This window comes from Acidovorax sp. NN32 (genome assembly GCF_057597245.1).
Genome location: NZ_CP199679.1, coordinates 1237511 through 1261722, shown reverse-complemented (window position 1 = coordinate 1261722; position 24212 = coordinate 1237511). Strand labels below are relative to the sequence as shown.

Here is a 24212-nt window from a genome sequence, read left to right as displayed (position 1 = left end):
CGGGCTTTTATTTCAGACTGCTGGGACGCTCATGCAAGCCAACCACCCCGACTTCATGGTTTTCACCGGCAATGCCAATCCAGGCATGGCAGCTGAAATTGCCCAACACCTCGGCACCACCCTCGGTGCGGCTGACGTGGGTCGATTCTCCGACGGTGAAGTCACCGTTGAAATCAAGCAAAACGTGCGTGCACGCGATGTTTTCGTGGTGCAGTCCACCTGCGCCCCCACCAACGAAAACCTCATGGAACTGCTGATCATGGTCGATGCGCTCAAGCGTGCATCGGCTGAGCGCATCAGCGCCGTGATCCCCTACTTCGGCTATGCCCGCCAGGACCGCCGCCCGCGTTCGACGCGCGTGCCTATCACCGCCAAGGTGGTGGCCAACATGCTGCAAGCCGTGGGCGTGGCACGCGTGCTGACCATGGACTTGCATGCCGACCAGATCCAGGGCTTTTTCGACATCCCGGTGGACAACATCTACGCTTCGCCCGTGCTGCTGGGCGACCTGCGTCAGAAGAACTATGAAGACCTGATTGTGGTCTCGCCCGACGTGGGTGGCGTGGTGCGCGCCCGTGCACTGGCCAAGCAGCTCAACTGCGACCTGGCCATCATCGACAAGCGCCGCCCCAAAGCCAACGTGTCCGAAGTCATGCACGTGATCGGCGAAATCGAAGGCCGCAACTGCGTGATCATGGACGACATGATCGACACCGCCGGCACGCTGGTAAAGGCCGCTGAAGTGCTCAAGGAGCGTGGCGCCAAGAAGGTGTACGCCTACTGCACGCACCCTATTTTTTCGGGTCCTGCCATCGAACGCATCGCCAAGGGCTCGGCCCTCGATGAAGTGGTGGTGACCAACACCATCCCGCTGAGCGACAACGCCCGGGGATGCGCCAAGATTCGCCAACTTTCCGTGGCCCCGCTGATCGCAGAGACGATCCAGCGCATTGCCAAGGGTGAGTCGGTGATGAGTCTGTTCTCGGACCAAGACAACCTGTTCTGACAAACGCGGGGCTCGCAAGAGGCCTTCGGCTTGGAAAGACGGTTGAACAGGACACCAAGCCTCCTTCGGGAGGCTTGTCTGTTGGTTCGGGAACGAAGTGTGGCCTGCTATCGCGGGCCTTTTTAAAACAGGGCAAGACTGGTCGCGGTCTGTCCTTTTCAGGAGCTAGTTATGAACTTCGTCGCTTTTGAGCGCGCCAAGCAAGGTACGGGTGCGAGCCGCCGTCTGCGCAATTCGGGCAAGACGCCTGGCATCGTCTACGGTGGCACCGCCGAACCCCAACTCATCGAGGTGGACCACAATGCACTGTGGCACGCCCTCAAGAAGGAAGCTTTCCACTCCAGCGTGCTGGACATGGAAGTTGCCGGCACGACCTCCAAGGTTCTGCTGCGTGACGTGCAATACCACCCCTACAAGCAACTCGTGCTGCACATCGACTTCCAGCGCGTGGACGAAAAGACCAAGCTGCACATGAAGGTGCCACTGCACTACAGCGGTGCTGACGAGTCCAACGCCGTCAAGGTCGACAAGTGCATGGTCAACCCGATCGTGAATGAGCTGGACGTGACCTGCATGCCTTCGGACCTGCCTGAGTTCATCGCTGTGGACCTGTCCAAGCTGGAAAAGGGCGCATCCCTGCACCTGAAGGACATCAAGCTGCCCAAGGGCGTGACGGCCAAGATCCGTGGCGGTCAGAACAACAACCCCGTGCTGGTGTCCGTGGTGCCTCCAGTGGTGGTCGTTGAGACCCCTGCCGAAGCCGCTCCTGCTGCCGATGCCAAGGGCAAGGGCAAGGGCAAGAAGTAATCGGTCAACGACCTCGATGACTTCACCCGGTCAGCCCGCCCTGCGGCGTTGACCCCCAACGGCCCACCTTGTGTGGGCCGTTTTCATTGGCGCAAAGCCATTCGCATCTGCAAACCGTCTGGTTCTAACCACCCCACACCCACCGATAATCCCGCCAATGATCAAGCTGTTTGTAGGCCTTGGAAACCCCGGGCCAGACTACGAAGCCACCCGCCACAACGCCGGTTTCTGGTGGATTGATGCGCTGGCGCGCGAACTCAAGGCCACGCTGGTGCCCGAGCGCAGCTACCACGGGCTGGTAGCGCGCACGACGGTGCATGGGCAAAGCGTCTGGCTGCTGCAGCCACAGACCTTCATGAACCTCTCGGGGAAGTCGGTGGCTTCGCTGGCGCGCTTCTTCAAGATCCAGCCCGAAGAAATCCTGGTGGTGCATGACGAACTGGACATTCCGCCAGGACAGGTCAAGCTCAAGCGCGGCGGCAGCCATGCAGGGCACAACGGCCTGCGCGACATCCATGGCCAGCTCGGCTCCCCTGACTATTGGCGCCTGCGCGTGGGCATCGGCCACCCGGGTGTGAAAAGCGAAGTCGCCAACTGGGTGCTCAAAAAGCCCTCCCCCGACCAGCGCACGCTGATCGAAGACAGCATCGTCCATTCGCTGAAGGCCTACCCGGCCATGCTGGCGGGCGAGATGGACAAGGCCACCTTGCTCATCCATACCACCAAACCGCCGCGCCCCAAGCCCCCCCGCCCTGCAGAAGACTGAGCGGCGCGGCAGGGATAAGGGGAACGACGGTCCGTCGCATCCCTTTCTGTCAATAGCTATTATTTTTATAGCTTCTTGCGCTTAATAGATAAGCGCTAGAGCCAAAAAACACTACAAACTAACTCGAAGCTGGCGCCTGCAACCGCTGGAACTTCTGCCACAGGGTTTCGCGGTTCTCGACGTGCTGCGGGTTCACGGGGATGCAGGCGACGGGGCAGACCTGCACACATTGGGGCTCGTCAAAGTGCCCCACACATTCCGTGCACTTGTTCGGGTCGATCTCGTAGATCTCCTGCCCCAGATAGATGGCCTGGTTAGGGCATTCGGGCTCGCACACATCACAGTTGATGCACTCGTCGGTGATCATCAGCGCCATACGGCCTCCCTGGGCACAGGGCCAAAAACAATGGAGACGGGGTACGCGGCGCGGTTCATGCTCCGTATTATCCCGCGCTGGTGGCATGTGCCTTGCATGCCACACTGCAACCCACCACCGCAGACGGGGATGTTTTTACCGTTATGCTGTGTATACACATTAATTTTGACGCCCTCGCGCCCTACCCCTCTCCTCACCCACCTCACCCATGGGCCTGTTTTTTCTCAAGCGGTTTATTACCCTCCTGGCCACGCTTATCGGCGCGTCCATTGTTGTGTTTCTGGTCCTGGAGATCCTGCCGGGCAACGCCGCCCAGATGCTCATGGGACCCGACGCCTCGCCCGAAGCCGTGGCTGCGCTGGCCAGCAAGCTGGGGTTGGACCAGCCCGCCAGCCTGCGCTACTGGCAATGGGTGAGCGGGCTGGTGGTCGGCAACATGGGCGACAGCTATGCCTACAGCTCACCCGTGCTCGACCTGGTGCTGGAACGCCTGGCCCTCACGGTGCCCCTGGCACTGATGGCCATGGTCATCACCACCGTGCTGGCCCTGGTGGCAGGTGTGTATGCAGCATCGCGCCACAACAAGATCGGTGATGTCGGCGTGATGGGGCTGGCACAGATCGGCATCGCCATCCCCAATTTCTGGTTCGCCATCCTGCTGATCCTGCTGTTCTCCGTGAAACTGCAGTGGTTCTCGGCCGGTGGCTTCCCCGGCTGGACCGAAGACGCTGGCGGTAGTCCACTCGAAGCCCTCAAGGCCCTGCTGCTGCCCGCCATTGCGCTGGCCGTGGTGCAGGCCGCCATCCTCGCGCGCATCACGCGCTCGGCCGTGCTGGAGGTGCTGCGCGAAGACTTTGTGCGCACTGCCCGCGCCAAGGGCCTGTCGCAGCGCGCGGCGCTCTGGGGCCATGTGCTGCGCAACGCCATGATCCCGGTGATCACCGTGATGGGGCTGCAGTTTGCCAACCTGCTGGCGGGCACCATCGTGGTGGAGAACGTGTTCTACCTGCCGGGCCTGGGGCGGCTGATCTTCCAGTCCATCTCCAACCGCGACCTGATCGTGGTGCGCAACTGCGTGATGCTGCTCGCCGCCATGGTGGTCATCGTGAATTTCGTGGTGGACATCCTTTACGCCGTGATCGACCCGCGCGTGAAGGCCTCCGACATCTGATCCCCCCATGAACGCTGTCATTCCTTCGCCTTCTGTCACCTCTGCCCCCAGCTGGCTGCACCGCGCGCTGCGCCACCGCAGCTTCGTGATCGGCGCTGTCCTGTCGCTGCTGCTCCTGCTGGCCGCTGCACTGTCGCTGGTCTGGACACCCTGGTCGCCCTACGAGATGGACCTGGCCTCCAAGCTGCAGCCGCCCACGGGCACACACTGGCTGGGCACCGATGCCTTTGGGCGTGATGTGGCGTCGCTGTTGCTGGTGGGTGCGCGCAATTCCATTCTGGTGGGCGTGATCGCCGTGGGCATCGGGCTGACCGTTGGCACGGCGCTGGGCCTGCTGGCTGCGGCCAAGCGCGGCTGGGTTGAAGAACTCATCATGCGGCTGGCCGACTTTACGTTTGCCTTCCCGGCCATCCTGTCCGCCATCATGCTCACCGCTGTGTTCGGCGCGGGCATCGTCAACTCCATCATTGCCATCGGCATCTTCAACATCCCGACGTTTGCGCGCGTCACCCGTGCATCGGCCAACGCGGTGTGGTCGCGTGAGTACATCCTGGCGTCGCGCGCCTGCGGCAAGGGCAGCTTGCGCATCACGCTGGAGCATGTGCTGCCCAACATCCTGTCGGTGCTCATCGTGCAGGCCACCATCCAGTTCGCCATTGCCATCCTGGCAGAAGCCGCCCTCTCCTATTTGGGCCTGGGCACCCAGCCGCCCCAACCCTCCTGGGGCCGCATGCTCAGCGAAGCACAGACGCTGATGTTCCAGGCCCCGCTGCTGGCCGTCTGGCCTGGTGTGGCGATTGCGCTGGCCGTGCTGGGGCTGAACCTGCTGGGTGACGGTCTGCGCGACCTGCTGGACCCACGCTTGTCGCGCAAGCGCTGAAACCTCCGCCGAACCTTGCACGAACTGTTCTCCATGTCTTTCCTGCTCGAAGTCTCCAACCTCCGCATCCGCCTGCAGACGCACCGGGGCCCGGCCGATGCCGTGCGCGGCGTGAGCTTTTCGCTGGCGCGCGGTGAAACCCTGGGCCTGATCGGTGAATCGGGCTGTGGCAAGTCCATCACTGCCATGTCGCTCATGGGCCTGCTGCCCGAGAGTGCACAGGTCACGGGCAGCATCCGCTTTGACGGCCAAGAGCTGGTGGGCCGCACCGATGCGCAGATGTGCCAGATGCGCGGCAACCGCATTGGCATGGTGTTCCAGGAGCCCATGACAGCGCTCAACCCCGTGCACACCATCGGCCGCCAGGTGGCAGAGCCGCTGCGCCTGCACCGGGGCATGAATGCGGCAGCCGCACGCACCGAAGCCATTGCCCTGCTGGACCGCGTGGGCATCCCCAACGCCGCGCAGCGCTTTGACGCCTATCCGCACCAGTTCTCCGGCGGGCAGCGCCAGCGCATCACTATCGCGATGGCGCTGGCCTGCGGGCCCGACCTGCTGATTGCCGACGAGCCCACCACTGCGCTCGATGTGACCATCCAGCAGCAGATCCTGGACCTCATCAGCGACCTGGTGGCCGAGCGCAACATGGCGCTTATCCTGATCTCGCACGACCTGGGCGTGATCTCGCAGAACGTGGACCGCATGATGGTGATGTACGGCGGCAGCGTGGTCGAAAGCGGCTCCACCGCCTCGGTCTTCTCGGCCATGGCCCACCCCTACACACGCGGCCTGTTTGCCGCCCGGCCTCACCTGGGCGCCGTGCACGCGCCCGGCCAGCGCCCGCGCCTGTCCACCATTCCGGGCACGGTGCCTGAGCTGGTCGACCTGCCTTCAGGATGCCCTTTTGCGGGCCGCTGCAGCTACACGGTGGATGCCTGCCACCACAACCAGCCCGAGGCCACGCTCGTGGCCACCGATGCCGATGGCGACCACGAGGTGCGCTGCCTGCGGCGCGAGGCCATTGCCGAAGCCCAGAGTGCCCAGGTGGTAAACATCGTCGAGGTGGCCGCATGACCCAGGCGCTCCACAGCACCCATCCCGCAGAAACGCCGCTGCTGCAGGTCAAAGACCTGGTGCGTGAGTACACGCTGCCGCGCGACCATCTGTTCAAGCCACCGGGCAAGGTGCATGCCCTCAACGGCGTGAACTTCTCCATTGCCTCGGGCCGCAGCCTGGGCATCGTTGGCGAATCGGGCTCGGGCAAGTCCACCCTGGCACGGCTGGTAATGGCGCTCGATACCCCCACCTCCGGCACGGTCGAGCTGCTGGGCCGCAACCTGCACCAGTTGCCCGCCGAGCAGCTGCGCCAGGCGCGGCGCGACTTTCAGATGGTGTTCCAGGACCCGTATGGATCACTGGACCCGCGCCAGACGGTCGAGCGCATCGTGACCGAGCCACTGCAGGCGCAAGGACAGACCACGCGCGCCGAGCAGCGCGAGCAGGCCGCCCAGGTGCTGGCCCAGGTGGGCCTGCGCACCAACGACCTGGGCAAGTACCCGCACGAATTTTCTGGCGGCCAGCGCCAGCGCATCGCCATTGCACGCGCCCTCATCACCCGGCCCCGCCTCATCGTGGCGGACGAACCCGTGAGCGCACTCGACGTGTCGGTACAGGCCCAGGTGCTCAACCTGATGCAGGACCTGCAGCAGCAGTTCGGCATCACCTACATGCTCATCAGCCACGACCTCGCCGTGGTGAATCACCTGTGCGACGAGGTGGTGGTGCTGTACCAGGGCCGCATCGTAGAGCGGGGCTCTCCCGGAGAGCTGTTCCGCAACGCGCAGCACCCGTACACGCAATCGCTGGTGGGTGCGGTGCCGCAGGTGCTGCCGGGCCGTGCAAGGGCGCGCCGTGCCGCTGCTGCGGCCGCAGCAAAAATCGTGTAACCAAATACCGATGTGATGGTGTAAAAAGCTTATGTGCTCCCCGGTAACCCATTGCAAAGGCGCCGGGGTCTTCGTCTGGTTTTTTGTCTGGAGAGTCCGAACATGCTGAACCGCCGTACCGTCCTTGCCACTGGCGCCATCGCCGCTGTGCCCTTGTCCACCTCGCTTGGCGCCATGGCGCAAAGCCGCAAAGATGCGGTGACGCTGGCGATGACGCTGGAGCCCCCAGGCCTGGACCCGACAGCCGGTGCGGCATCTGCCATCGCCGAGATCGTTCAGTACAACATCTTCGAGACGCTCACCAAGATCAACCCCGACGGCAGCGTGTCGCCCCTGCTGGCCGAAAGCTGGGAGGTCTCGCCCGACCTCAAGACCTACACCTTCAAGCTGCGCCGTGGCGTGAAGTTCCAGAACGGCGAGCCCTTCACCGCTGCGGCCGTCAAGTTCTCGTACGACCGCGCAGGCGGTGAGAAGAGCACCAACAAGGACAAGCGCACCTTTGCCGGCATCACCACCCAGGTGGTAGACGACTACACCGTGGTGCTGCTCAACAAGGAGATCGACCCCGACCTGCTGTTCATCCTCGGCCAGGCCACCTCCATCATCGTGGAGCCCAAGAGCGCCGACACCAACGCGAACAAGCCCGTGGGCACCGGCCCCTACCAGCTGCAGGCCTGGAACAAGGGATCGTCCGTGGTGCTGACCGCGTGGGACGGCTACCGCGACGCCAAGGCCATCAAGATCAAGCGCGCCACCTTCCGCTTCATCTCCGACCCCGCCGCCCAGGTGGCCGCCCTGCTGGCCGGTGACGTGGACGCCTTCCCGCGCGTCACACCGCGCAGCGTGGCACAGTTCAAGACCAACCCGAAGTACCAGGTGATCGTGGCAGGCTCGCGCGCCAAGACCATTCTGGCCATCAACAACGGCAAGAAGCCGCTGGACGATGTGCGCGTGCGCCGCGCCATTGCCGCAGCCATTGACCGCAAGGCCGTGATCGAAGGCGCGGGCGACGGCTACGGTGCGCCCATTGGCAGCCACTACGTGCCTGGCGCCTTTGGCTATGTGGACACCACGGGCGTGAACCCCTACGACCCCGAGAAGGCCAAGAAGCTGCTTGCCGAAGCCGGTATCAAGACACCGCTGGAGCTGACCATGACGCTGCCCCCCACGCCTTACGCCCGCCAGGGCGGCGAGGTGGTGGCCGCCCAGCTGGCCAAGGTCGGCATCATCGCCAAGATCCAGAACGTGGAATGGGCGCAGTGGCTCAGCGGCACCTATGGCAGCAAGAACTACGACCTGACCATCATCAGCCACGTGGAGCCCTTCGACCTGGGCAACTTTGCCAAGCCCGACTACTACTGGGCCTACAACTCGCCCAAGTTCAACGACCTGTTCACCCAGATCAAGAACGCAGCCCGCCCCGCCGACCGCGCCAAGCTGCTGGGCGATGCGCAGCGCCTGTTGGCCAACGATGCAGTGCACGCCTTCCTGTACTCCAACCAATGGATCACGGTGGCCAACAAGAACCTCAAGGGCCTGTGGAAAGACATGCCCGTGTTCGTGAACGACATCTCCGCGCTGTCCTGGTCTTGAGATGGGGCACCCCCCTGAGGCCCTTCGGGCCTTCCCCCCGCTCTCGCATTGCTGCGCAATGCGGGCAGGGGGACGCAGCCCTCGCTGCGGGGCGGCCCTTGCTCGGCTGCCCGCGCCTGGGCCGCGCCAGTTTCGCGGGCAGCGCACAGCGCAGTGAATAGCTGAAGCCCGCAGAAGCAGACAGCTCCCAAAATAATAGCTGCCAGCGCTTTACCAATAAGCGCTAGCAGCCATTTTTATTGATAAAACTCCCCAACCCCCGCCATGACAGCCCTGCACGACCTGCCCGCCCACGACCTCCTTGCCGCCTACCGCCAGCGCACGCTGTCCCCCGTCGAGGTCACGCAGGCCGTGCTGGCCCACATTGAGCGGTGGGAGCCCCACATCCGCGCCACCTACCTGCTGCGCCCTGAGATGGCCCTGGCGCAAGCCCGCGAATCAGAAGCCCGCTGGCTGCGTGGTGAGCCCAAGGGCGCGCTGGACGGCGTGCCCAGCACCATCAAGGAAAACATCGCCACCGAAGGCGATCCAACGCCGCTGGGCACCGCCGCCGTCGAGCTGGTGCCCGCCGCTGCCGATGCACCGCCCGCCGCCCGCATGCGCGAGGCGGGCGCCGTCATCGTGGCCAAGACCACCATGCCTGACTACGGCATGTTGTCCTCGGGCCTGTCCACCTTTCACCCCCTGTCGCGCAACCCGTGGGACACCCGCAAGGGCCCCGGTGGCTCCAGCGCCGGCGGTGGCGCTGCCGCAGCCGCAGGCTACGGCCCACTGCACATCGGCACCGACATCGGCGGCTCGCTGCGCCTGCCCGCCAGCTGGTGCGGCATCTTCAGCCTGAAGCCCAGCCTGGGCCGCATTCCGATCGATCCACCCTACACCGGCCGCGCCGCAGGCCCCATGACCCGCACCGTGGCCGACGCAGCGCTGATGATGCAGGTGCTGAGCCAGCCCGACGCGCGCGACAGCATGAGCCTGCCCTACCAGGACATCGCGTGGAGCCAGTTCAACAAGGGCGCCGAACGCCTGCGCGGCCTGCGCATTGGTCTGCTGCTGGATGCGGGCTGTGGCCTGCCCGTGGAGACCGAGGTGAAAGCCGCCGTAGAACGCGCAGCAAAACTCATGGAGGCCGCGGGCGCCACCATCGTGCCCATGGCGCCTTTCATGACCCAGGCCATGCTCGACGGCATGGACCATTTCTGGCGGATGCGCTCGCACATCGACCTGCAGGCCCTGCCCGCCGCGCGGCGCGACAAGGTGCTGCCCTACATCCGCACCTGGGCCGACAGCGCAGCGGGCATGAGCGGCACCGAAGTCTTCAACGCCAGCCACCAGTTCCACCTGACGCGGGTCAACACCGTGAAGGCCTGCAGTGCCTTTGACTATGTGGTCTCTCCCGTGGCGCCCATGCCCGCCTTCCAGGCCGAACTGCCCTCGCCCACCAACGACCCGCTGCGCCCGCTGGAGCACATCGGGTTTACCGTGCCCTTCAACATGTCCGAGCAGCCCGCCGCGTCGGTCAACTGCGGCTACACCACAAGCGGCCTGCCCATTGGCCTGCAGATTGCGGGTGCACGTTTTGACGACCTGGGCGTGCTGCAGGTGGCACACGCGTTCGAGCTGATCCGTGAACCCCAGCGGGCTTGGCCCCAGCCGCCAGCGAGCTGAAAGCATGGCCGGAGGTTGTTGGTAACCTTGGGGGGTTTGTTGGCAGACACCGGGCCACCCTGGGCCACCACTCTCCCACCCCCTGTACGAACGCACCACACCGCATGGACATCCTCATCCTGGCGATCCTGATCGCCACCGGCACCTACATGCTCAACGCCAAAGAGCAGCGCAAGCGCATTGCGCTGCTGGGCAGCCACCTGGCCAACTACCAGATCGAAAAGCTCATGGAGGCCCTGACCGACGGCTACCTGCGCGCACTGGGCGAAAGCACGGACGAGCGCCGCCAGCAGATCTGGAGCCTGCTGAGCACCACCGAGGCGCAACTCACCGAGCAATTCAGCCGGTTTGCCGCCGAATTTGCCAAGGAGCCCGAGGCCACCACACGCGTCAGCCGCCTGGCAATGGCGATCCCCTTTGCCGAGAAGATATTGCCCAGCTTCACCTTCGACATGCGCAAGGCCCTGGCCATCCACGCGCGCGGCATTGCGCACGTGGTGCAGAACACCAGCCACCTTGCGCCCAAGGACCGTGCCTTCATGATGACGGCCGAACTGTTCCTCATGCAGCACACCTGCCACTGGTTCTGCAAATCCAAGACCATTGCCACCGCCCGCATGCTGGCGCGCCACCAAACGCCGCACGAGCAGCTCGTGGCCTCTGTATCGGCCGACACCCGCAAGGCCTATCTGACGCTGATCAAGGGCGGCTGATCCACCACCCCTAACAATGCCCCATGCCATCCTCCACGCACACCCGCACGACCGATAGCCTGGGCAACCCCGTCACCTTGCAGGACACCGCCAGCGCGGCGGCCTTGAATGACTTTGTCGAAGGCTTCATCGCCTGCGAAGCCCGCGCGGTGAATGTGCTGAACGCAGCCGCAGACACCAGCCCCATCGTGCAGGCCAGTTGCGCGGCGCTGCACATGTTTGCCGAATCGGCCGACGCACCGCGCAACGCGCGCCCCTTCATCAACCAGGCGCTGGCCAACGCCCCACAAGCCAGTGACCGCGAGCAACGTTTTGTCGCCGCCGTGGCTGCCTGGGTGGATGGCGACCTGCCCCGTGCAATTGCGCTGCATGAAGAGCAGGCGCGCCTGTTTCCACGCGACCTGGCATCGCTCAAGCTCGGTCAATACCATTTGTTCAATCGGGGGGACTCGCCCGGCATGCTGCGCCTGGCCCTGCAGGCTGTGCCTGCCGCCGCCGATGTGCCTTACCTGCACGGCATGCTGGCCTTTGGCTGGGAGCAATGCCATTTGCTCGACCGCGCCGAGGCCTCCGCCCGCCACGCCATCGCCCTTTGCCGCAAGGAGCCCTGGGCGCACCACGCCCTGGCCCACGTGATGCTGACGCAGGGACGCATCCGCGAAGGAGGCGACTTCATGGCCAGCATGAGCTACACCTGGACGGGCCTGAACTCCTTCATGGTCACGCACAACTGGTGGCATCAGGCGCTGTTTTTGCTGGAACAGGACCGGCACGCCGAAGTGCTGGCGCTGTATGACAGCCAAGTCTGGGGGGTGGTCAAGGAATACACGCAGGACCAGATCGGCGCCGTGTCACTGCTCGCTCGGCTGGAACTGGCGGGCGTAGACGTGGGCAACCGCTGGGCCGATGTGGCCGACCACCTGGCACTGCGTCTGGCCGACCACGTGTTGCCCTTCCTGGACCTGCAATACCTCTACGGCCTGGCCCGCGCCGGGCGCATGGAGGCCGCGCGCACGCTGCACAACAACATCGCAGCCCACGCCGCCACCCGCACCGAGGCGCACGAGCGCACCGTGTGGCAACAGGTGTGTGTGCCTGCAGCGCACGGCCTTCTGGCACATGCACAGGGCGACTGGGCCACGGCGGTGGAGAAGCTGGGCGTGGCCCTGCCCCGGCTGGTGGAGATTGGCGGTAGCCATGCACAGCGGGATTTGTTTCACCAGATCTGGCTGGATGCACTGCAGCGCAATGGGCAGTGGGCGGCGGTGCAGAATTTGTTGCAGCCGTTGGTGAATGGGCAGCCGGAATCGAAGAGGCTAGCGCGGCAGGTGGGGGTGGTGAATGGGGTGTTGGGATTGCCGGAGGGTTGCGGCGGACGGGCCTTTCAATGACTCATCAAGGCATGCTTTGGCGCCTCAATGTCTGTTCTAGAGGGCGTCTGCAGGCTTTGCGGACAACCGCCCATAAATGCGAATGCTGGTCTCGTTCACATCGCACACCACTTGCTAGTAGATAAATTTTGCTTGGAAAAATATGGCTTGCTATGGAGATGCCGCTGTAAGAGCGGTGGCGCTCGTTCGTCAGGGCGATGAGCAATCACCGGTTCGCGCGTGGGACACCGCGGTAGTGGAAGCTTTCCCACACAGCAAGTCCTCGCAGGAAAAAGGTTGTCCTCGCAGCGCCTTCCTAGGCCTCTGCGAAAGTGGGCGGGTGAAAGGCGTACCAGCCGGAACCTACACGCGGTCGAAGAAAAACAAGGAATACGCACTAATAGCCATGGATCTTCTGAAACAGAATCCTGCCTTGGTAAGCGACGTCAGTCTTCTATGGAATATGGTGGTCGCTGGTACGCCGAAGGCGCCGAATCACCAGATGGCAGTTGTTGGCGCGCTTTGGACGGCTGATCTCCTCTTGCCATAGAAAGCCCGCAAGCTCATTTCAGAGCACCCATTGACGGTCGCTGAACTTCGACCTCACCGCACCACCAACTTCGTCTGGTCATACACCGGCTGCTCCGGCAAATCCGCCAGGTGCCGCACGTCGGCCCAGTCCAGCACCTCCACCGCCTCGCCACTCACCCGCACGCGGTTGAGCCCCGCGTTGGGAATGTCGCTCTGGCGCGGGCCGTCCAGCCCGGTGCCACGCGCAGTGCGCCAGATCATGTCGAGCACGCCGCCATGGGTGACCACCATCACCGTCTGGCCGCTGTGCTGCTGCGCGATGCGGTAGACAGCGTCCATCACGCGGGTGTGGAACTGGCGGGTGGTCTCGCCGCCGGGCATGCCGTAGTCAGCTTCAAAACGCAGCCACTGGTTCCATGCGTCGGCGTGCTCCAGCTTGACGTCATCCACGCGCTTGCCGTCCACCACGCCAAAGTTTTGCTCACGCAGGGCGCTGTCGGTGAGGGTGTCGATGCGGGCCTGCGGAAAGAGCACCTGCAGGCTGGGCGTGGCCGTCTGCTGGGTGCGGATGAGGTCGCTGCAGATGAGGTGGTTCACCACGGGGCGCTCTGCAGCCAAGCGCTCAGCCAGGCGGCGGGCCTGTTCGTGGCCAGTGGCGTTGAGGGGCACATCCACGTGGCCCTGAAAACGCAGTTCGCGGTTCCAGTCGGTCTCGCCGTGGCGGATCAGGATCAATTCAGTCATGCGTGCCATTATCGAATGTACACACACGATTGCAAGGTTTTTTGGCCGCCACCGCCCGTCCAGCAAGCCTTAATAGCTATTATTTTTATAACAAAACAACGGCAAACACTACCGCATGGGCACGATGAGCACTTTGCGGCGCGGCTGGCAGCCGGGGCCTTCGTAGGCGGCGCTGTCGCGCTCCCAGCCAGGGCCGGGCGAGGTTTGCGCGCACACGCGCTGGCCATCGACCAGGCTGCGCCAGTAGTACCACGGCGCGGGGGCGGCCGGCACCAGCAGCGGGGCCAGCAGGACCAGCGCGAACAAAAGGCGGGGGGCGAAAGGCATGGGCAAACAAAGCATCCGGCGTGTCCCGTCCATGCTACGTAGCCTGCGTCGGGCCGATGCCTGGAAAAGCGGTGGAATGGCCGGTCACGGCTTTTCCGCCGTCACGATCCAGCCTTCGAGCGGGTCCAGCCCTGGGGGCAGGCCATAGAGCGCATCGCCCTCGGCATGGCGCTGCTCGGCCCAGGCGGCCTGCAGCAGGCACAGCACAGCGTCCAGGCTGTCGCCGCTGGCGTCCTGCACCAACGCATCGCGCTGGGCGTGGCTGAGCTTGAGGCGCAGGTCCAGGCGGGTCTGGCCCAGTTCCAAGGCGTTGATCAGGTCCTTGCGGGCAATGAGGCGATCCGGCGTCTGCTTGGCGCGGTCGTCGCTTTTGTAGCTGCGGCGCTGCAGCACCTCGCGCGCCAGCAGGCCGGGGTAGGCCTCCAGCGCCACGCGGTGAGGGGCGCCAGGGTGCAGGCCGGGCAGGTGCGCCCCGGCATCTAGCAGCAGCGGCAGACCTGCGTGCAGCATGTAGGCCACGGGCGGATTCACCCATTTCATCGAGGGGCTGGAGCCTGCGGGCCCGTCGGTGGCGCGGTGGGCAAACTTGCCGCCCACGGGGCGCGCATCGCAGAACTCCGCAAACTGCGCGCGGATCTGCTCGCGGCTGAGGCTGCGATAGTGCAGCATGCAGGCATGCCAGTCGGTGGGCCAACCCAGCGCCTGCACCAGCTCGCGCGGCAGGCCAAAGGGCAGGTCAAAGCCACCCACCCAGTCACCGGGCTGAGACAGCCATTGGCCGAACGCGGCCAGGGTGTCGAACGGCTGCAGCGCGGTGAGCGACACGCGCGCGCCCTGGCGCTGGCCCAGCGCAAGCACGATGGGTTTGCGCCGCGTGGGGCTGCTGGAGAAGTCGCAGCCCAGCAGCAGAGGTTGTGGTGCGGCGGCCGTCATCCCAAGGCCAGGGCCGTGACGCCTGCCGCAATGCACAGCGCGCCAAAGATGCGCGCCACGCGGTCACCCTCGCCCAGCAGGTGCCCGCCAATCAGCGCCGCAAACAGCATGGACACCTCGCGCGCCGGGGCCACGTGCGACAGGGGCGCCTGCTGCATGGCATACAGCACCAGCACATAGGCCACTGGGCTCACTACCGCCACCAGCAGCGCAAAACGCCACTGCGCCAGCCAGAGCGTGCGGGCCGTGGGCAGGTCGCGCAGCACCACGGGCGCCAGCAGACCCACGCGCACAAAGTTGCCCATGTAGTCCACCAGGATGGGCGACATCAGCAAAAACTTGACGGCATAGCCATCGACCACCGTGTAGCTGGCAATGAACGCGCCTGTGAGCAAGCCATACAACATGCCCTTGTGCACCCGAGCCCGCGCAGCGGGGTCGTGGGCGGCGCGCAGCAGGCCCGGGCCGCCCGCAATCAGAAACACGCCCCCGACCACACCCACGATGCCCAAAGCGCCCAGCGCAGAGATCTGCTCGCCCAGCAGCGTGATGGCCACCAGCGACGACAAGAGCGGCCCCGAGCCGCGCGCCAGCGGGTACACCACCGTGAGGTCCGCTACGCGGTAACCGCGCAGCAAGATGACGAAATACGCCACATGCAGCAGCCCGCTGGCGGCGACAAAACCCCACTCCACCGCACCCCACTGCGGCACGGCGTCGCGCCCCAGGTACCAGCCCAACGGCGCCCAGACGAGCATCATGATCACCGAGGTGAAGAACGCAAACCGCGAGTCCCCCCCGGCCTTCTTGGCCACGATGTTCCAGCACGCGTGGATGAGGCCGGCGAGGATGATGAGGGCGAAGGCGGTGAAGGTCACGGGTGAAAAGGAGCAGCTTGAATGGAAAAAGCCGCAGCTCCATGGGGGCTGCGGCTTGGTGTGGCGCTAAAGAGTTTGTCGATTCAAGACCTGCGTACCGCCCACAGCGCCCGCAACTGGCGTGGACCAATCCGGCGGCCACCGTGCAAGGGCCGCCCCGCCGCACCGGTGGCGTCCCCCTGCCCGCACCGCGCAGCGGTGCGAGAGCGGGGGGAAGGCGCACAGCGCCTCAGGGGGGTGATCTCTAAGCCCTTCCGATGATGGAGGCCGTGGCCATCAACTCTTCGAGCAACGCAAACGACACCTTGCCCGACACCGCATACGGGTCCAGTTCGGGCTTTTCGGAGTATTTCAGCAGGATCGAGTGGTTGATCTTGGACAGGTTGACCTGTCCCATGGTCCAGCCACCAAAGCGGCGCTCGGCAATTTCTTCGTAGTGCAGCAGTTCCACGTTCTTGTGGCGCGGGTCCTTCTGGATGTGGCCATACAGCTCGCTCACCGCAGAGCGTCCGCCCTCGATGGCTTGCAGAAACACGCCGCCGCCGTAGCACAGCACGCCGGTGATGCCGGAGCCTGGGTTGTGCTGGCGCGACTGCGTCAGGATGGCTTCGATGGCGGCGGGCGAGGTATCGACCGCGCGACTGGCGTAAAGCAGGCGTACCAGCATGGTCAGTTCTTTCCAGGAATGAGGGACAAAAATTCACGACGCAGAGCGCTGTCCTTGAGGAACACGCCGCGCATGACCGAGTTGATCATCCGGCTGTCGTTGTCCCGCACACCGCGCCAGGACATGCAGAAGTGGCTGGCCTCCATCACGATGGCCAGGCCGTCGGGCTGGGTCTTTTCCATGATCAGGTCGGCCAGTTGCACCACGGCTTCTTCCTGGATCTGGGGGCGGCCCATGATCCAGTCCACCAGGCGTGCGTATTTGCTCAGGCCGATCACGTTGGTGTGCTCGTTGGGCATCACGCCGATCCAGATCTTGCCGATGACGGGGCAGAAGTGGTGGCTGCAGGCGCTGCGCACGGTGAGCGGGCCCACGATCATCAGCTCGTTCAGGTGCTCGGCGTTGGGGAACTCGGTGATGGGCGGCTGCGCCACGTAGCGGCCCTTGAACACCTCGTTGAGGTACATCTTGGCCACGCGGCGCGCGGTGTTGTTGGTGTTGTGGTCGCCCTGGGTGTTGATCACCAGGCTGTCGAGCACGCCCTGCATCTTGACTTCGACCTCGTCGAGCAGCTTTTCCAGCTCGCCGGGCTCGATGAATTCGGCAATGTTGTCATTGGCGTGAAAGCGCTTGCGGGCGGCGGCAAGGCGTTCGCGAATCTTCACGGAGACAGGCGTGCCTTCATCATCCGGCGGGGTGGGCGTCATATCGGCGGCGGGTTGGCTGGACATGGCCAGAATCGTAACAGCGAACGCTGGCGCATGGATTTCAAGGGTTTTAGGCATCCAGCGCTTGATGGACAAGCGCAAAAAGCTATCAAAACAATAGCACAATACCTTGCAGGATTCCGTCGTTCATGCCACCTGCCCACGGCCCAGGCGCAGGCAAATGGCGCGTGCGGGGCGCGCAGCGCCCCATGGGGGCCTGCTCAATACCTGTTTCCGGTAACCCACAACGCCAGCCGCATGAGGCCAAAGGCAACGCGGTCGAGCACGCGCTGGCGCAGGGGGCGGCCTGCGTACCGGGCCGGGTCCATGCGCCGGCCAGCATGCTGCATGGCATGCACCAGGCGCTGGCGCAGGTCGGTGGCAAAGGCTGCGTCTTCCACCACCACGTTGGCCTCGCGCGCCAGCAGCAGGCTCAGGGGGTCGAGGTTGGACGAGCCCACCGTGGCCCAGGGTTTGTCGCCCAGCGCGTCGATGACAGCCACCTTGGCGTGCAAAAAGCTGGGCGCGTATTCATGAATCTCCACCCCCGCCTCCAGCAGCGCGCCATACACCGGCCGCGCCGCGTGGTACTGCATGAAGTATTCATAACGCCCCTGCAGCAGCAGGCGCACGCGCACGCCCCGGCGCGCTGCCATCACCAGCGCACGGCGCAGCTTGCCGCCGGGCATGAAATACGCGTTGGCGATGATCACTTCGTGCCGCGCCGCGCCAATGGCCTTGCGGTAGGCCTTCTCGATGCGGCTGCGGTTGCGCACGTTGTCCCGCAGCACCAGCGCAGCCCGCATGGGCGGGCCTGCCTCGGCGACCCGGGCCGCGTGCTGGGCGGCGCTGGCCGCGCGCAGGGCCTGCAAGGCCTCAGGCAGGCGGCGCTGGCGCGCGTCGCGCACGGCCTGCATGCGCCACCACAGCTGGTCCATGGTCTCGCTGGCCGACGCCACCAGGCTGCCCGTGGCCAGCACCGCAAAGTCGAAACGCGGCGCATCCAGCGTGCCGTAGTTGGGGTCGTGAAAATCATCCAGCACGTTGATGCCGCCGCAAAACAGCATGCGCCCATCGACCACACACAGCTTGCGGTGCAGCCTGCGCCACCGGTGCGGCAGCAGCAACCCCAGCGGGCCGAGCGGCGAGTACACGCGGTATTGCACGCCGGCCGCCTGCAGGCGCTGCGCCCAGTCGTGCGGCAAGGCGCCGGTGCCCACGCCGTCTACCACCAGCTGGGTGCGCACGCCGCGCGCGGCAGCCCGCATCAGCGCCTCGGCCACTGCAGCGCCTGCGCCGGTGAAATCAAAAATGTAGGTCTCGAACTGGATGTCCGACAAGGCCGCATCCATGGCCTCGATCAAGGCAGGGAACAGCTCCTCGGCCCCCTGCAGCAGGCGCACCTGGTGGTCGTCGGCAAACTCGAATCCACGCAGCGTGGCGGAAGACTTTCTTCTCATCTCTGCAGGCCGCCACCAACTCGCGGCGAAACTGGCGCGGCCAAGGCGCGGGACACCAAGCAAGGGCCGCCCCGCAGCGTGGGTGTCGTCCCCCTCAGGGGGAAGGCGCCGAAGGCGACACAGGGGGGGAGCATCACAGCCTGAACTCAGCAATCAGCGGCAAATGGTCGGACATGCGCCACCAGATGCGGCCCTTGGGCACGTGCAGGGACAGCGGCGTCAGGCCCCGCACATAGACATGGTCCAGTTGCGCCAGCGGCAGCCGAGCCGGGTAGGTGAAGGTGCGCGGTGCATCAAACTCGTACAGAAAATAGCCCGCGAGCATGCGCTTGATCTGCTGGCCCCAGTCGTTGAAGTCTCCGGCCACCACCAACGGGGCGCCACCGGGCACCTCGCGTTCGATAAAACGCTGCAAGCGTTCGATCTGGCGGATGCGGCTGCCCGGGATGAGCCCCAGGTGCACCACGATCACATGCACGCGGCGGCCATGGGCGTCCACCTCCACATGCAGCAGCCCCCGCTGCTCGAAGCGGTGGTCGGAAATGTCTTCGTGCTGGTGGCCGATCACGGGCCAGCGCGATAGCAGGGCATTCCCGTGCTCGCCGTGTTTGGTGATGGCGTTGGTGCGGTACACCGCCTCGTAGCCCTCGGGGGCCAGGAACTCGGCCTGGGGCAACTCGGGCCAGCGCTGGAAATACGCCTGTTCCCGCCGGTGAAGTTTGCGCACCTCCTGCAGGCAGACGATGTCGGCGTCGAGCTGCTCCACCGCCAGCCCCAGGTTGTGGATCTCCAGCCGGCGCGCCGGGCCGATGCCTTGTACGCCCTTGTGGATGTTGTAGGTGGCCACCCGCAGAATGTCGTCGTGTTCCATGAGCCTCATCGGAGTAGTTGAGCGCGCTTGCCAGTCCCCATGCGGGGCCTGCGATGGGGGATTGTGTCGCAAGCCGCGCACGCAGCGGGTTTGCCCGGCATTTGCGCCGTGCGGGTCGCCCTTACACTGGGGGCTTCCCCTATCCACGCCAGCAGCAGGGCCGGTACACACCACCGATGGCAACCGAGAAAGAACAATCCGCCCCACCCCAGGTGCTGGCCTTGATTGTTGACAGCAATGCCACATCACGCAGCATTCTGGTGGGGCAGCTGCGTGAGTACGGCGTGACCCGCATCGTGCAATGCAGCCGTGTGCAGGACGCACGCAACCGGCTGGAGCACACCGTGTTTGACTACGTGCTGTGCGAACAATACTTTGGCGAAAGCGGCTACTCGGGCCAGACCTTGCTGGACGATCTGCGGCGCGCACAGCTGCTGCCGTTTTCCACCGTGTTTTTCATGGTCACGGCCGAGGCGTCGTATGCCGCCGTGGCCGAGGCCGCCGAGTCGGCGCTGGACGGGTATCTGCTCAAGCCCTTCACCCCCAGCGCACTGTTCGAGCGCCTCAGCCTGGCGCGGCTGCGCAAGATCCATCTGCGCCCCATTTTTGACGCCATCGAGGCCGAAGATTTTGAGCGTGCCGCCCAACTGTGTGTGGAGCGATTTGAGTCTCGCCAACCCTATTGGCTGTATGCCGCGCGCATTGGCTCCGAGTTGCTGCTGCGCCTGGGTCGCCACGACGAGGCCCGCACGCTGTTTGAAGCCGTGATCGCCGCGCGCGCCCTGCCTTGGGCCAAACTGGGCGTGGCCCGCGCGCAGATCGAGTCGGGCCAGGCGGCGCGCGCCGTGACCACCTTGCAGGAGCTGATTGGCGAAGACGCCTCGTTTGCCGATGCCTACGACGTGCTGGGCCGGGCGCAGGTGGAGCTGGGCAATTTCTCGCAGGCCATCGAAACCTACCGCACGGCCAGCGGCCTGACGCCCGACTCGGTGGTGCGGCTGCAGAAGCTGGGGATGATGTCGTATTACATGGGCGACCGCGAAACCGCCACCAAGGTGCTGGCGCGGGCTGCCATCCTGGGCATCGACTCCAAGCTGTTTGACTTCCAGTCGCTGGTGCTGCTCACGTTCTCGTACTTTGCCGAGAACGACCGCAAGGGCATCGAACGCTGCATGGCCGACTTTGGCCGCATTCTGGAGCGCCACCAGGGCAGCGCCCGCGTGCAGCGTTTTGCCGAGGTGGCCCGCACGCTGCAGCTCATCCAGCAGCGGCAGTTCTCGCAAGCAGTGGAGTCGGTGCGCAGCATGGCACGCGAGATCACGGCCAGCAGCTTTGATTTCGAGGCCGCTTGCAACCTGGGCAGCCTGCTGGCGGTGCTGGCCGTCACGTCGATTGATCTGGCCGACGGCGAAGGCTGGGTGCGTGCGCTGGGCATGCGCTATGCCAACACGCGCGGCCTGACCGAGCTTCTGGCCAACGCCTGCAACCTGCACACGCCGTATGGCGACCTTGTGCGCGAATGCCTGGTCCACATCAACAAAACCGCCGAGGCCGCCATCGCGCAAAGCCTGCACGGAGACCCGACCGGTGCCGTCCATCATCTGCTGGCAGAGGCCGAGCGAACGCTCAACTCCAAGCTGGTGGACATGTCCCAGCAGGTGCTGCTGCGCCACCGGGCACGCATGGCCTCGCCCGAGCCATTGCAGGAGGCCATTGACACGCTGCGCGCCCGCGTGGGCTCCACCCCGGCACGGGCTATCCTGGGGCAGGACAGCGAGCGGCACCCAGGGGGCGTGGCCATCCGCTCGCGCAACGCCGCCGAGCCAGCTTCAGCGGCCCGGCCGCCGCTGGGCGACGATCCCAGGGCCCCTGCCAGCGCTGCCAGCGCTGCGCCAGACAATCCAGCGGACAAACTTCGGCTGCGGCCACCAGGGTAGGCCCCCGGTCGCTGGCCCTGCGCCTGCCAAGATCAGTACACGGCCACCGATCGTGCATTGCGGGAGGGAGCCAGGCTCACCGGCCTGCCGTAGCGTGCCGCCAGGTCCCGCGTAGCCGCCACCAGAACGCTGGTGTCCACCCCCACAGCGACGAAGAGGGCGCCCAGCTCCAGATAGCGGCGTGCCAGCTTCTCGTCGGCCATCAGAATGCCCGGGGCCTTGCCCGCTGCCAGCACGCGGCGTATTCCGTCTTCGATCACGGCCTGCACATCAGGATGGCCTGGATTGCCAACGTGACCCATGCTGGCTGACAGATCCGCCGGGCCAAAGAAGACGCCATCCACCCCCGGCGTGGCGGCGATCGCATCCAGGTTCTGAATGGCCAGCGTGCTCTCGGCCTGCACCAGCAGACAGACCTGAGCATTGGCCTCCGTGAGGTAGCCCGGGTAGCGCATCCACTGCGAAGCACGCGCCAGGCCTGCACCCAGGCCACGGATGCCGCCTTGCCCGTCGTCTTGCGGGTAGCGCATGGCGCGCACCAGTTGCGCGGCCTGTTCGGGGGTATCCACCATGGGCACCAGCAGCGTCTGCGCACCAATGTCCAGGTACTGCTTGATCAACGCCGTGTCGCCCACGGGCACGCGCGCCACCGGGTGGGGCCCGGTGCCCAACAGGGCACGCGCGCTGGCAATACCTTGCAATTGGGCAAGCATGAGCGGCACATCGTTGGGGGCATGTTCGCCATCGAGCAGCAACCAGTCAAAACCAGCACCCGCCACCAGCTCGGCCGCATAACCATGGGCCAGGCCAAACCAAAGGCCGATCTGCGGCGTGCGCGCAGCCAGGGCTGCCTTGAAGGTGTTCGCAGGGGTGTGCATACCCAAGCCCTCAAACAAAGCGAAAAGCGATATTGCCCAGCGGCCCGTAGTCCGCATGGAAGGTGTCGCCCGCTGCGGCGGCCACGGGGCGCGTGAAGGAGCCACCCAGCACCACCTCCCCCGCCGCCAGGCCTTCTCCATACGGGGCGAGCTTGTTGACCAACCACGCCACGCCAGTAGCCGGGTGGTTGAGCACGGCAGCCGCCAGCCCGGACTCTTCGATCACGCCGTTCTTGTAGAGCAGTGCGCCACACCAGCGCAGGTCCACCGCATCGGGGCGCACCGGGCGTCCGCCGGTGATGATGCCGGCGTTGGCGGCGTTGTCGGAGATGGTGTCGAACACCTTGCGCATCACACCCGTGTGGCGGTCGTGCTGTTCGATGCGCGCGTCGATGATCTCGATGGCAGGCACCACGTACTCGGTGGCGGCCAGCACGTCGAAGATGTTTAGCGGAGGGCGCCCAGGTTCTCCACGCAGCGGCTTGTTGAGCACGAAGGCCAGCTCCACCTCCACGCGCGGCAGGATAAAGCGCTGCAGGGGTATGTCGCCACCTTCGGCAAAAAACATGTCGTCCAGCAATGTGCCGAAGTCAGGTTCGGTGATCTGGCTGGCGACCTGCATGGCGCGCGAGGTCAGCCCGATCTTGTGGCCGCGCACCGTGCGCCCCTCGGCGATCTTCATCGCCACCCAGGCCCGCGAGATGGCATAGCCGTCCTGCACCGTCATACCGGGGTAGCGCCTGGAGAAATGCTCTACCTGCACGCGGGTCTTCTCGGCCTGGTGCAGTTCACGGGCCAGTTGCTGGATCACTGCGTCGTCAAACATCTGTTGTTCTCTCTTCAGGGTTGTGCACCGTGGCAACCGCGCGAAGACCGGCGCGACCAAGGCCCGCGGCCGCCGCGCAAGGGCCGCCCCGCCGCGCTGACGGCGTCCCCCTTGAGGGGGAAGGCGCGAAGCGACTCAGGGGTGTATTCAAGACTCAGCGGTGAAGCCAATGGCCTTCACGATGGGGCCCCACTTCTCGCCATCGGCCTTGAGCAGCGCCGCCAGCTCGGCAGGCATGGACGAACGGGCCTCCAGCCCCATGGCAGCCAGCCCGGCGATCACCTCCGTGTCGGCCAGCGCGGCACGAATGGCGGTGTTGGCCTTCTGCACCAGATCCGCAGGTGCCTTGCCCGGCAGGAAGAAACCAAACCACTCGCCGTAGACCATGTCCTTGAAGCCCTGCTCCACCAGCGTGCTCACACCGGGCACGAACTTGTTGCGTGTGGCACCCGAAGTGGCCAACAGACGCACCTTGCCGCCCGCCAGGTGGGGCAAGAACTCGCCCACAGGCGCCGACACAGCGGCGATCTGGCCGCCCATCAAATCCAGAATGGCAGGCTGCGATCCGCGAAAGCCCACGTGCCTCATGTCCACCTTGCCGGCGCGGGCGATGAGTTCACCCACGAAGTGAGGGACCGAGCCTGGCGCAGGAGAGCCAAAATTTGCGCCGTTCGAGTTGGCCTTGCACCACTCCAGAAACTCCGGCACGGTCTTCACCGACGCTGGCACCTGTGGCCCCACGGCAAACCCCATGTCGAACACCACGCCCAGCGAGACGGGAGTGACATCGACCGCCGGGTCGTAGGGCAGCTTTTTGTAGGTGTGGGGGTAGATGCCCAGCATGGACATGGGGGTGACCAGCAGCGTGGCACCGTCTGCCGGAGCCGCCTTGAGGGTCGCAATGGCGATCTGCCCGCCTGCCCCGGTCTTGTTCTCCACCACAGCCGACTTGGCGTAGGCCGGTGCCAGCTGGGTGGCCACACGGCGGGCCAGGGTGTCTACCGTGCCGCCAGCGGCAAAACCGGCCAGTATCTTGACGGTGTCGATGGACTGCGCACGGCCCATCAGCGGCAAAGACCCAGCTGCGCCCGCCAGCGCAAATTGCAAAACACTGCGGCGCGAAGCGGAAAAGGAAGGTTTCATGGTTTGTCTCCAGG

25 protein-coding genes are annotated in these 24212 nt (G+C 65.2%); 13 read left to right on the top strand and 12 right to left on the bottom strand.

What is annotated here, in order from left to right; translation table 11 throughout:
• The first annotated feature begins 31 nt into the window (after positions 1-31).
• The 3 genes from ACT89O_RS05865 (at position 32) to pth (ending at position 2579) form a co-directional block, all read left to right on the top strand.
• Entirely contained in the window at positions 32-1006 is a 975-nt protein-coding gene (locus tag ACT89O_RS05865; RefSeq protein ID WP_055399067.1) for a ribose-phosphate pyrophosphokinase, read from the top strand.
• A 171-nt stretch (positions 1007-1177) separates the two neighbouring features.
• The gene (locus ACT89O_RS05860; protein ID WP_055399069.1) at positions 1178-1813 is read left to right on the top strand and encodes a 50S ribosomal protein L25/general stress protein Ctc; all 636 of its coding nucleotides are present in this window, start codon (positions 1178-1180) and stop codon (positions 1811-1813) included.
• A gap of 157 nt (positions 1814-1970) precedes the next feature.
• Positions 1971-2579: an aminoacyl-tRNA hydrolase gene (gene pth / locus ACT89O_RS05855; protein ID WP_055399071.1), complete on the top strand. Its 609-nt coding sequence runs from the start codon at positions 1971-1973 to the stop codon at positions 2577-2579.
• Positions 2580-2697: 118 nt separating this feature from the next.
• Here pth and ACT89O_RS05850 read toward each other — a convergent pair whose 3' ends face one another.
• The gene (locus ACT89O_RS05850) at positions 2698-2955 is read right to left on the bottom strand and encodes a YfhL family 4Fe-4S dicluster ferredoxin (RefSeq protein WP_055399073.1); all 258 of its coding nucleotides are present in this window, start codon (positions 2953-2955) and stop codon (positions 2698-2700) included.
• A 208-nt stretch (positions 2956-3163) separates the two neighbouring features.
• On the opposite strand from ACT89O_RS05850, the gene ACT89O_RS05845 reads away from it, so the two are divergent.
• The 9 genes from ACT89O_RS05845 to ACT89O_RS05805 all read left to right on the top strand — a co-directional run bounded on the left by ACT89O_RS05845 (position 3164) and on the right by ACT89O_RS05805 (position 12846).
• Positions 3164-4126, top strand: coding sequence for an ABC transporter permease (locus ACT89O_RS05845; protein WP_055399075.1), 963 nt, complete (start codon positions 3164-3166; stop codon positions 4124-4126).
• 7 nt (positions 4127-4133) lie between these two features.
• A complete protein-coding gene (locus ACT89O_RS05840) occupies positions 4134-5006 on the top strand; it encodes an ABC transporter permease (RefSeq protein ID WP_055399077.1) in 873 nt (290 codons plus the stop codon).
• Positions 5007-5039: 33 nt separating this feature from the next.
• Complete coding sequence (locus ACT89O_RS05835) at positions 5040-6080, top strand: ABC transporter ATP-binding protein (protein WP_487262074.1); 1041 nt, start codon at positions 5040-5042, stop codon at positions 6078-6080.
• Positions 6077-6952: an ATP-binding cassette domain-containing protein gene (locus ACT89O_RS05830; protein ID WP_055399079.1), complete on the top strand. Its 876-nt coding sequence runs from the start codon at positions 6077-6079 to the stop codon at positions 6950-6952. Before ACT89O_RS05835 ends, ACT89O_RS05830 begins: the two co-directional genes overlap by 4 nt.
• Before the next feature lie 102 nt (positions 6953-7054).
• Positions 7055-8545, top strand: a complete 1491-nt coding sequence (locus ACT89O_RS05825; protein WP_487262073.1) for an ABC transporter substrate-binding protein — start codon at positions 7055-7057, stop codon at positions 8543-8545.
• A gap of 264 nt (positions 8546-8809) precedes the next feature.
• Positions 8810-10213: an amidase gene (locus ACT89O_RS05820; RefSeq protein ID WP_487262072.1), complete on the top strand. Its 1404-nt coding sequence runs from the start codon at positions 8810-8812 to the stop codon at positions 10211-10213.
• Positions 10214-10317: 104 nt separating this feature from the next.
• Positions 10318-10926 carry a hypothetical protein gene (locus ACT89O_RS05815; RefSeq protein WP_176888543.1) on the top strand — a complete coding sequence of 203 codons (609 nt, stop codon included), beginning with the start codon at positions 10318-10320 and terminating at the stop codon, positions 10924-10926.
• A 23-nt stretch (positions 10927-10949) separates the two neighbouring features.
• Complete coding sequence (locus ACT89O_RS05810) at positions 10950-12317, top strand: tetratricopeptide repeat protein (protein WP_487262071.1); 1368 nt, start codon at positions 10950-10952, stop codon at positions 12315-12317.
• Between the two features lie 142 nt (positions 12318-12459).
• Entirely contained in the window at positions 12460-12846 is a 387-nt protein-coding gene (locus ACT89O_RS05805) for a DUF6979 family protein (RefSeq protein ID WP_487262070.1), read from the top strand.
• Positions 12847-12899: 53 nt separating this feature from the next.
• On the opposite strand, the gene ACT89O_RS05800 is transcribed toward ACT89O_RS05805, so the two are convergent.
• The 8 genes from ACT89O_RS05800 to ACT89O_RS05765 all read right to left on the bottom strand — a co-directional run bounded on the left by ACT89O_RS05800 (position 12900) and on the right by ACT89O_RS05765 (position 19414).
• Entirely contained in the window at positions 12900-13571 is a 672-nt protein-coding gene (locus ACT89O_RS05800; RefSeq protein WP_487262069.1) for a histidine phosphatase family protein, read from the bottom strand.
• Between the two features lie 108 nt (positions 13572-13679).
• Positions 13680-13898 (bottom strand): hypothetical protein, encoded by a 219-nt coding sequence (locus tag ACT89O_RS05795; protein ID WP_487262068.1) that lies wholly within the window; start codon positions 13896-13898, stop codon positions 13680-13682.
• A gap of 84 nt (positions 13899-13982) precedes the next feature.
• A complete protein-coding gene (locus tag ACT89O_RS05790) occupies positions 13983-14831 on the bottom strand; it encodes a DUF429 domain-containing protein (RefSeq protein ID WP_487262067.1) in 849 nt (282 codons plus the stop codon).
• A complete protein-coding gene (locus tag ACT89O_RS05785; protein WP_431152005.1) occupies positions 14828-15709 on the bottom strand; it encodes a DMT family transporter in 882 nt (293 codons plus the stop codon). The genes ACT89O_RS05790 and ACT89O_RS05785 overlap by 4 nt, the downstream gene beginning before the upstream one ends.
• A gap of 244 nt (positions 15710-15953) precedes the next feature.
• A complete protein-coding gene (locus ACT89O_RS05780) occupies positions 15954-16376 on the bottom strand; it encodes a BLUF domain-containing protein (RefSeq protein ID WP_055399097.1) in 423 nt (140 codons plus the stop codon).
• Between the two features lie 2 nt (positions 16377-16378).
• Complete coding sequence (folE, locus tag ACT89O_RS05775; protein WP_055399357.1) at positions 16379-17107, bottom strand: GTP cyclohydrolase I; 729 nt, start codon at positions 17105-17107, stop codon at positions 16379-16381.
• A gap of 197 nt (positions 17108-17304) precedes the next feature.
• Positions 17305-18543, bottom strand: coding sequence for a cardiolipin synthase ClsB (clsB, locus tag ACT89O_RS05770; protein ID WP_228898715.1), 1239 nt, complete (start codon positions 18541-18543; stop codon positions 17305-17307).
• Positions 18544-18676: 133 nt separating this feature from the next.
• On the bottom strand, positions 18677-19414 hold the full coding sequence (locus ACT89O_RS05765; RefSeq protein ID WP_055399101.1) for an endonuclease/exonuclease/phosphatase family protein: 738 nt from the start codon (positions 19412-19414) through the stop codon (positions 18677-18679).
• A gap of 176 nt (positions 19415-19590) precedes the next feature.
• Between ACT89O_RS05765 and ACT89O_RS05760 the strand changes: the two genes are divergently transcribed.
• Positions 19591-21351, top strand: a complete 1761-nt coding sequence (locus tag ACT89O_RS05760) for a tetratricopeptide repeat protein (protein WP_121422485.1) — start codon at positions 19591-19593, stop codon at positions 21349-21351.
• A 32-nt stretch (positions 21352-21383) separates the two neighbouring features.
• Here ACT89O_RS05760 and ACT89O_RS05755 read toward each other — a convergent pair whose 3' ends face one another.
• The 3 genes from ACT89O_RS05755 to ACT89O_RS05745 form a co-directional block, all read right to left on the bottom strand.
• Positions 21384-22229 (bottom strand): aldolase/citrate lyase family protein, encoded by an 846-nt coding sequence (locus ACT89O_RS05755; RefSeq protein WP_487262066.1) that lies wholly within the window; start codon positions 22227-22229, stop codon positions 21384-21386.
• Between the two features lie 10 nt (positions 22230-22239).
• Positions 22240-23055, bottom strand: coding sequence for a 2-oxo-hept-4-ene-1,7-dioate hydratase (hpaH, locus tag ACT89O_RS05750; protein ID WP_121507406.1), 816 nt, complete (start codon positions 23053-23055; stop codon positions 22240-22242).
• A 147-nt stretch (positions 23056-23202) separates the two neighbouring features.
• Positions 23203-24198: a Bug family tripartite tricarboxylate transporter substrate binding protein gene (locus tag ACT89O_RS05745; protein ID WP_487262065.1), complete on the bottom strand. Its 996-nt coding sequence runs from the start codon at positions 24196-24198 to the stop codon at positions 23203-23205.
• Positions 24199-24212 lie beyond the last annotated feature (14 nt).

What these genes read in the sequence shown, in the direction of transcription:
- ACT89O_RS05865 (WP_055399067.1), top strand. Translation starts at nt 32, where the DNA reads ATGCAAGCCAACCACCCCGACTTCATGGTTTTCACCGGCAATGCCAAT.
- ACT89O_RS05860 (WP_055399069.1), top strand. Translation starts at nt 1,178, where the DNA reads ATGAACTTCGTCGCTTTTGAGCGCGCCAAGCAAGGTACGGGTGCGAGC.
- pth (WP_055399071.1), top strand. Translation starts at nt 1,971, where the DNA reads ATGATCAAGCTGTTTGTAGGCCTTGGAAACCCCGGGCCAGACTACGAA.
- ACT89O_RS05850 (WP_055399073.1), bottom strand. Translation starts at nt 2,955, where the DNA reads ATGGCGCTGATGATCACCGACGAGTGCATCAACTGTGATGTGTGCGAG.
- ACT89O_RS05845 (WP_055399075.1), top strand. Translation starts at nt 3,164, where the DNA reads ATGGGCCTGTTTTTTCTCAAGCGGTTTATTACCCTCCTGGCCACGCTT.
- ACT89O_RS05840 (WP_055399077.1), top strand. Translation starts at nt 4,134, where the DNA reads ATGAACGCTGTCATTCCTTCGCCTTCTGTCACCTCTGCCCCCAGCTGG.
- ACT89O_RS05835 (WP_487262074.1), top strand. Translation starts at nt 5,040, where the DNA reads ATGTCTTTCCTGCTCGAAGTCTCCAACCTCCGCATCCGCCTGCAGACG.
- ACT89O_RS05830 (WP_055399079.1), top strand. Translation starts at nt 6,077, where the DNA reads ATGACCCAGGCGCTCCACAGCACCCATCCCGCAGAAACGCCGCTGCTG.
- ACT89O_RS05825 (WP_487262073.1), top strand. Translation starts at nt 7,055, where the DNA reads ATGCTGAACCGCCGTACCGTCCTTGCCACTGGCGCCATCGCCGCTGTG.
- ACT89O_RS05820 (WP_487262072.1), top strand. Translation starts at nt 8,810, where the DNA reads ATGACAGCCCTGCACGACCTGCCCGCCCACGACCTCCTTGCCGCCTAC.
- ACT89O_RS05815 (WP_176888543.1), top strand. Translation starts at nt 10,318, where the DNA reads ATGGACATCCTCATCCTGGCGATCCTGATCGCCACCGGCACCTACATG.
- ACT89O_RS05810 (WP_487262071.1), top strand. Translation starts at nt 10,950, where the DNA reads ATGCCATCCTCCACGCACACCCGCACGACCGATAGCCTGGGCAACCCC.
- ACT89O_RS05805 (WP_487262070.1), top strand. Translation starts at nt 12,460, where the DNA reads ATGGCTTGCTATGGAGATGCCGCTGTAAGAGCGGTGGCGCTCGTTCGT.
- ACT89O_RS05800 (WP_487262069.1), bottom strand. Translation starts at nt 13,571, where the DNA reads ATGACTGAATTGATCCTGATCCGCCACGGCGAGACCGACTGGAACCGC.
- ACT89O_RS05795 (WP_487262068.1), bottom strand. Translation starts at nt 13,898, where the DNA reads ATGCCTTTCGCCCCCCGCCTTTTGTTCGCGCTGGTCCTGCTGGCCCCG.
- ACT89O_RS05790 (WP_487262067.1), bottom strand. Translation starts at nt 14,831, where the DNA reads ATGACGGCCGCCGCACCACAACCTCTGCTGCTGGGCTGCGACTTCTCC.
- ACT89O_RS05780 (WP_055399097.1), bottom strand. Translation starts at nt 16,376, where the DNA reads ATGCTGGTACGCCTGCTTTACGCCAGTCGCGCGGTCGATACCTCGCCC.
- folE (WP_055399357.1), bottom strand. Translation starts at nt 17,107, where the DNA reads ATGTCCAGCCAACCCGCCGCCGATATGACGCCCACCCCGCCGGATGAT.
- clsB (WP_228898715.1), bottom strand. Translation starts at nt 18,543, where the DNA reads ATGAGAAGAAAGTCTTCCGCCACGCTGCGTGGATTCGAGTTTGCCGAC.
- ACT89O_RS05765 (WP_055399101.1), bottom strand. Translation starts at nt 19,414, where the DNA reads ATGGAACACGACGACATTCTGCGGGTGGCCACCTACAACATCCACAAG.
- ACT89O_RS05760 (WP_121422485.1), top strand. Translation starts at nt 19,591, where the DNA reads ATGGCAACCGAGAAAGAACAATCCGCCCCACCCCAGGTGCTGGCCTTG.
- ACT89O_RS05755 (WP_487262066.1), bottom strand. Translation starts at nt 22,229, where the DNA reads ATGCACACCCCTGCGAACACCTTCAAGGCAGCCCTGGCTGCGCGCACG.
- hpaH (WP_121507406.1), bottom strand. Translation starts at nt 23,055, where the DNA reads ATGTTTGACGACGCAGTGATCCAGCAACTGGCCCGTGAACTGCACCAG.
- ACT89O_RS05745 (WP_487262065.1), bottom strand. Translation starts at nt 24,198, where the DNA reads ATGAAACCTTCCTTTTCCGCTTCGCGCCGCAGTGTTTTGCAATTTGCG.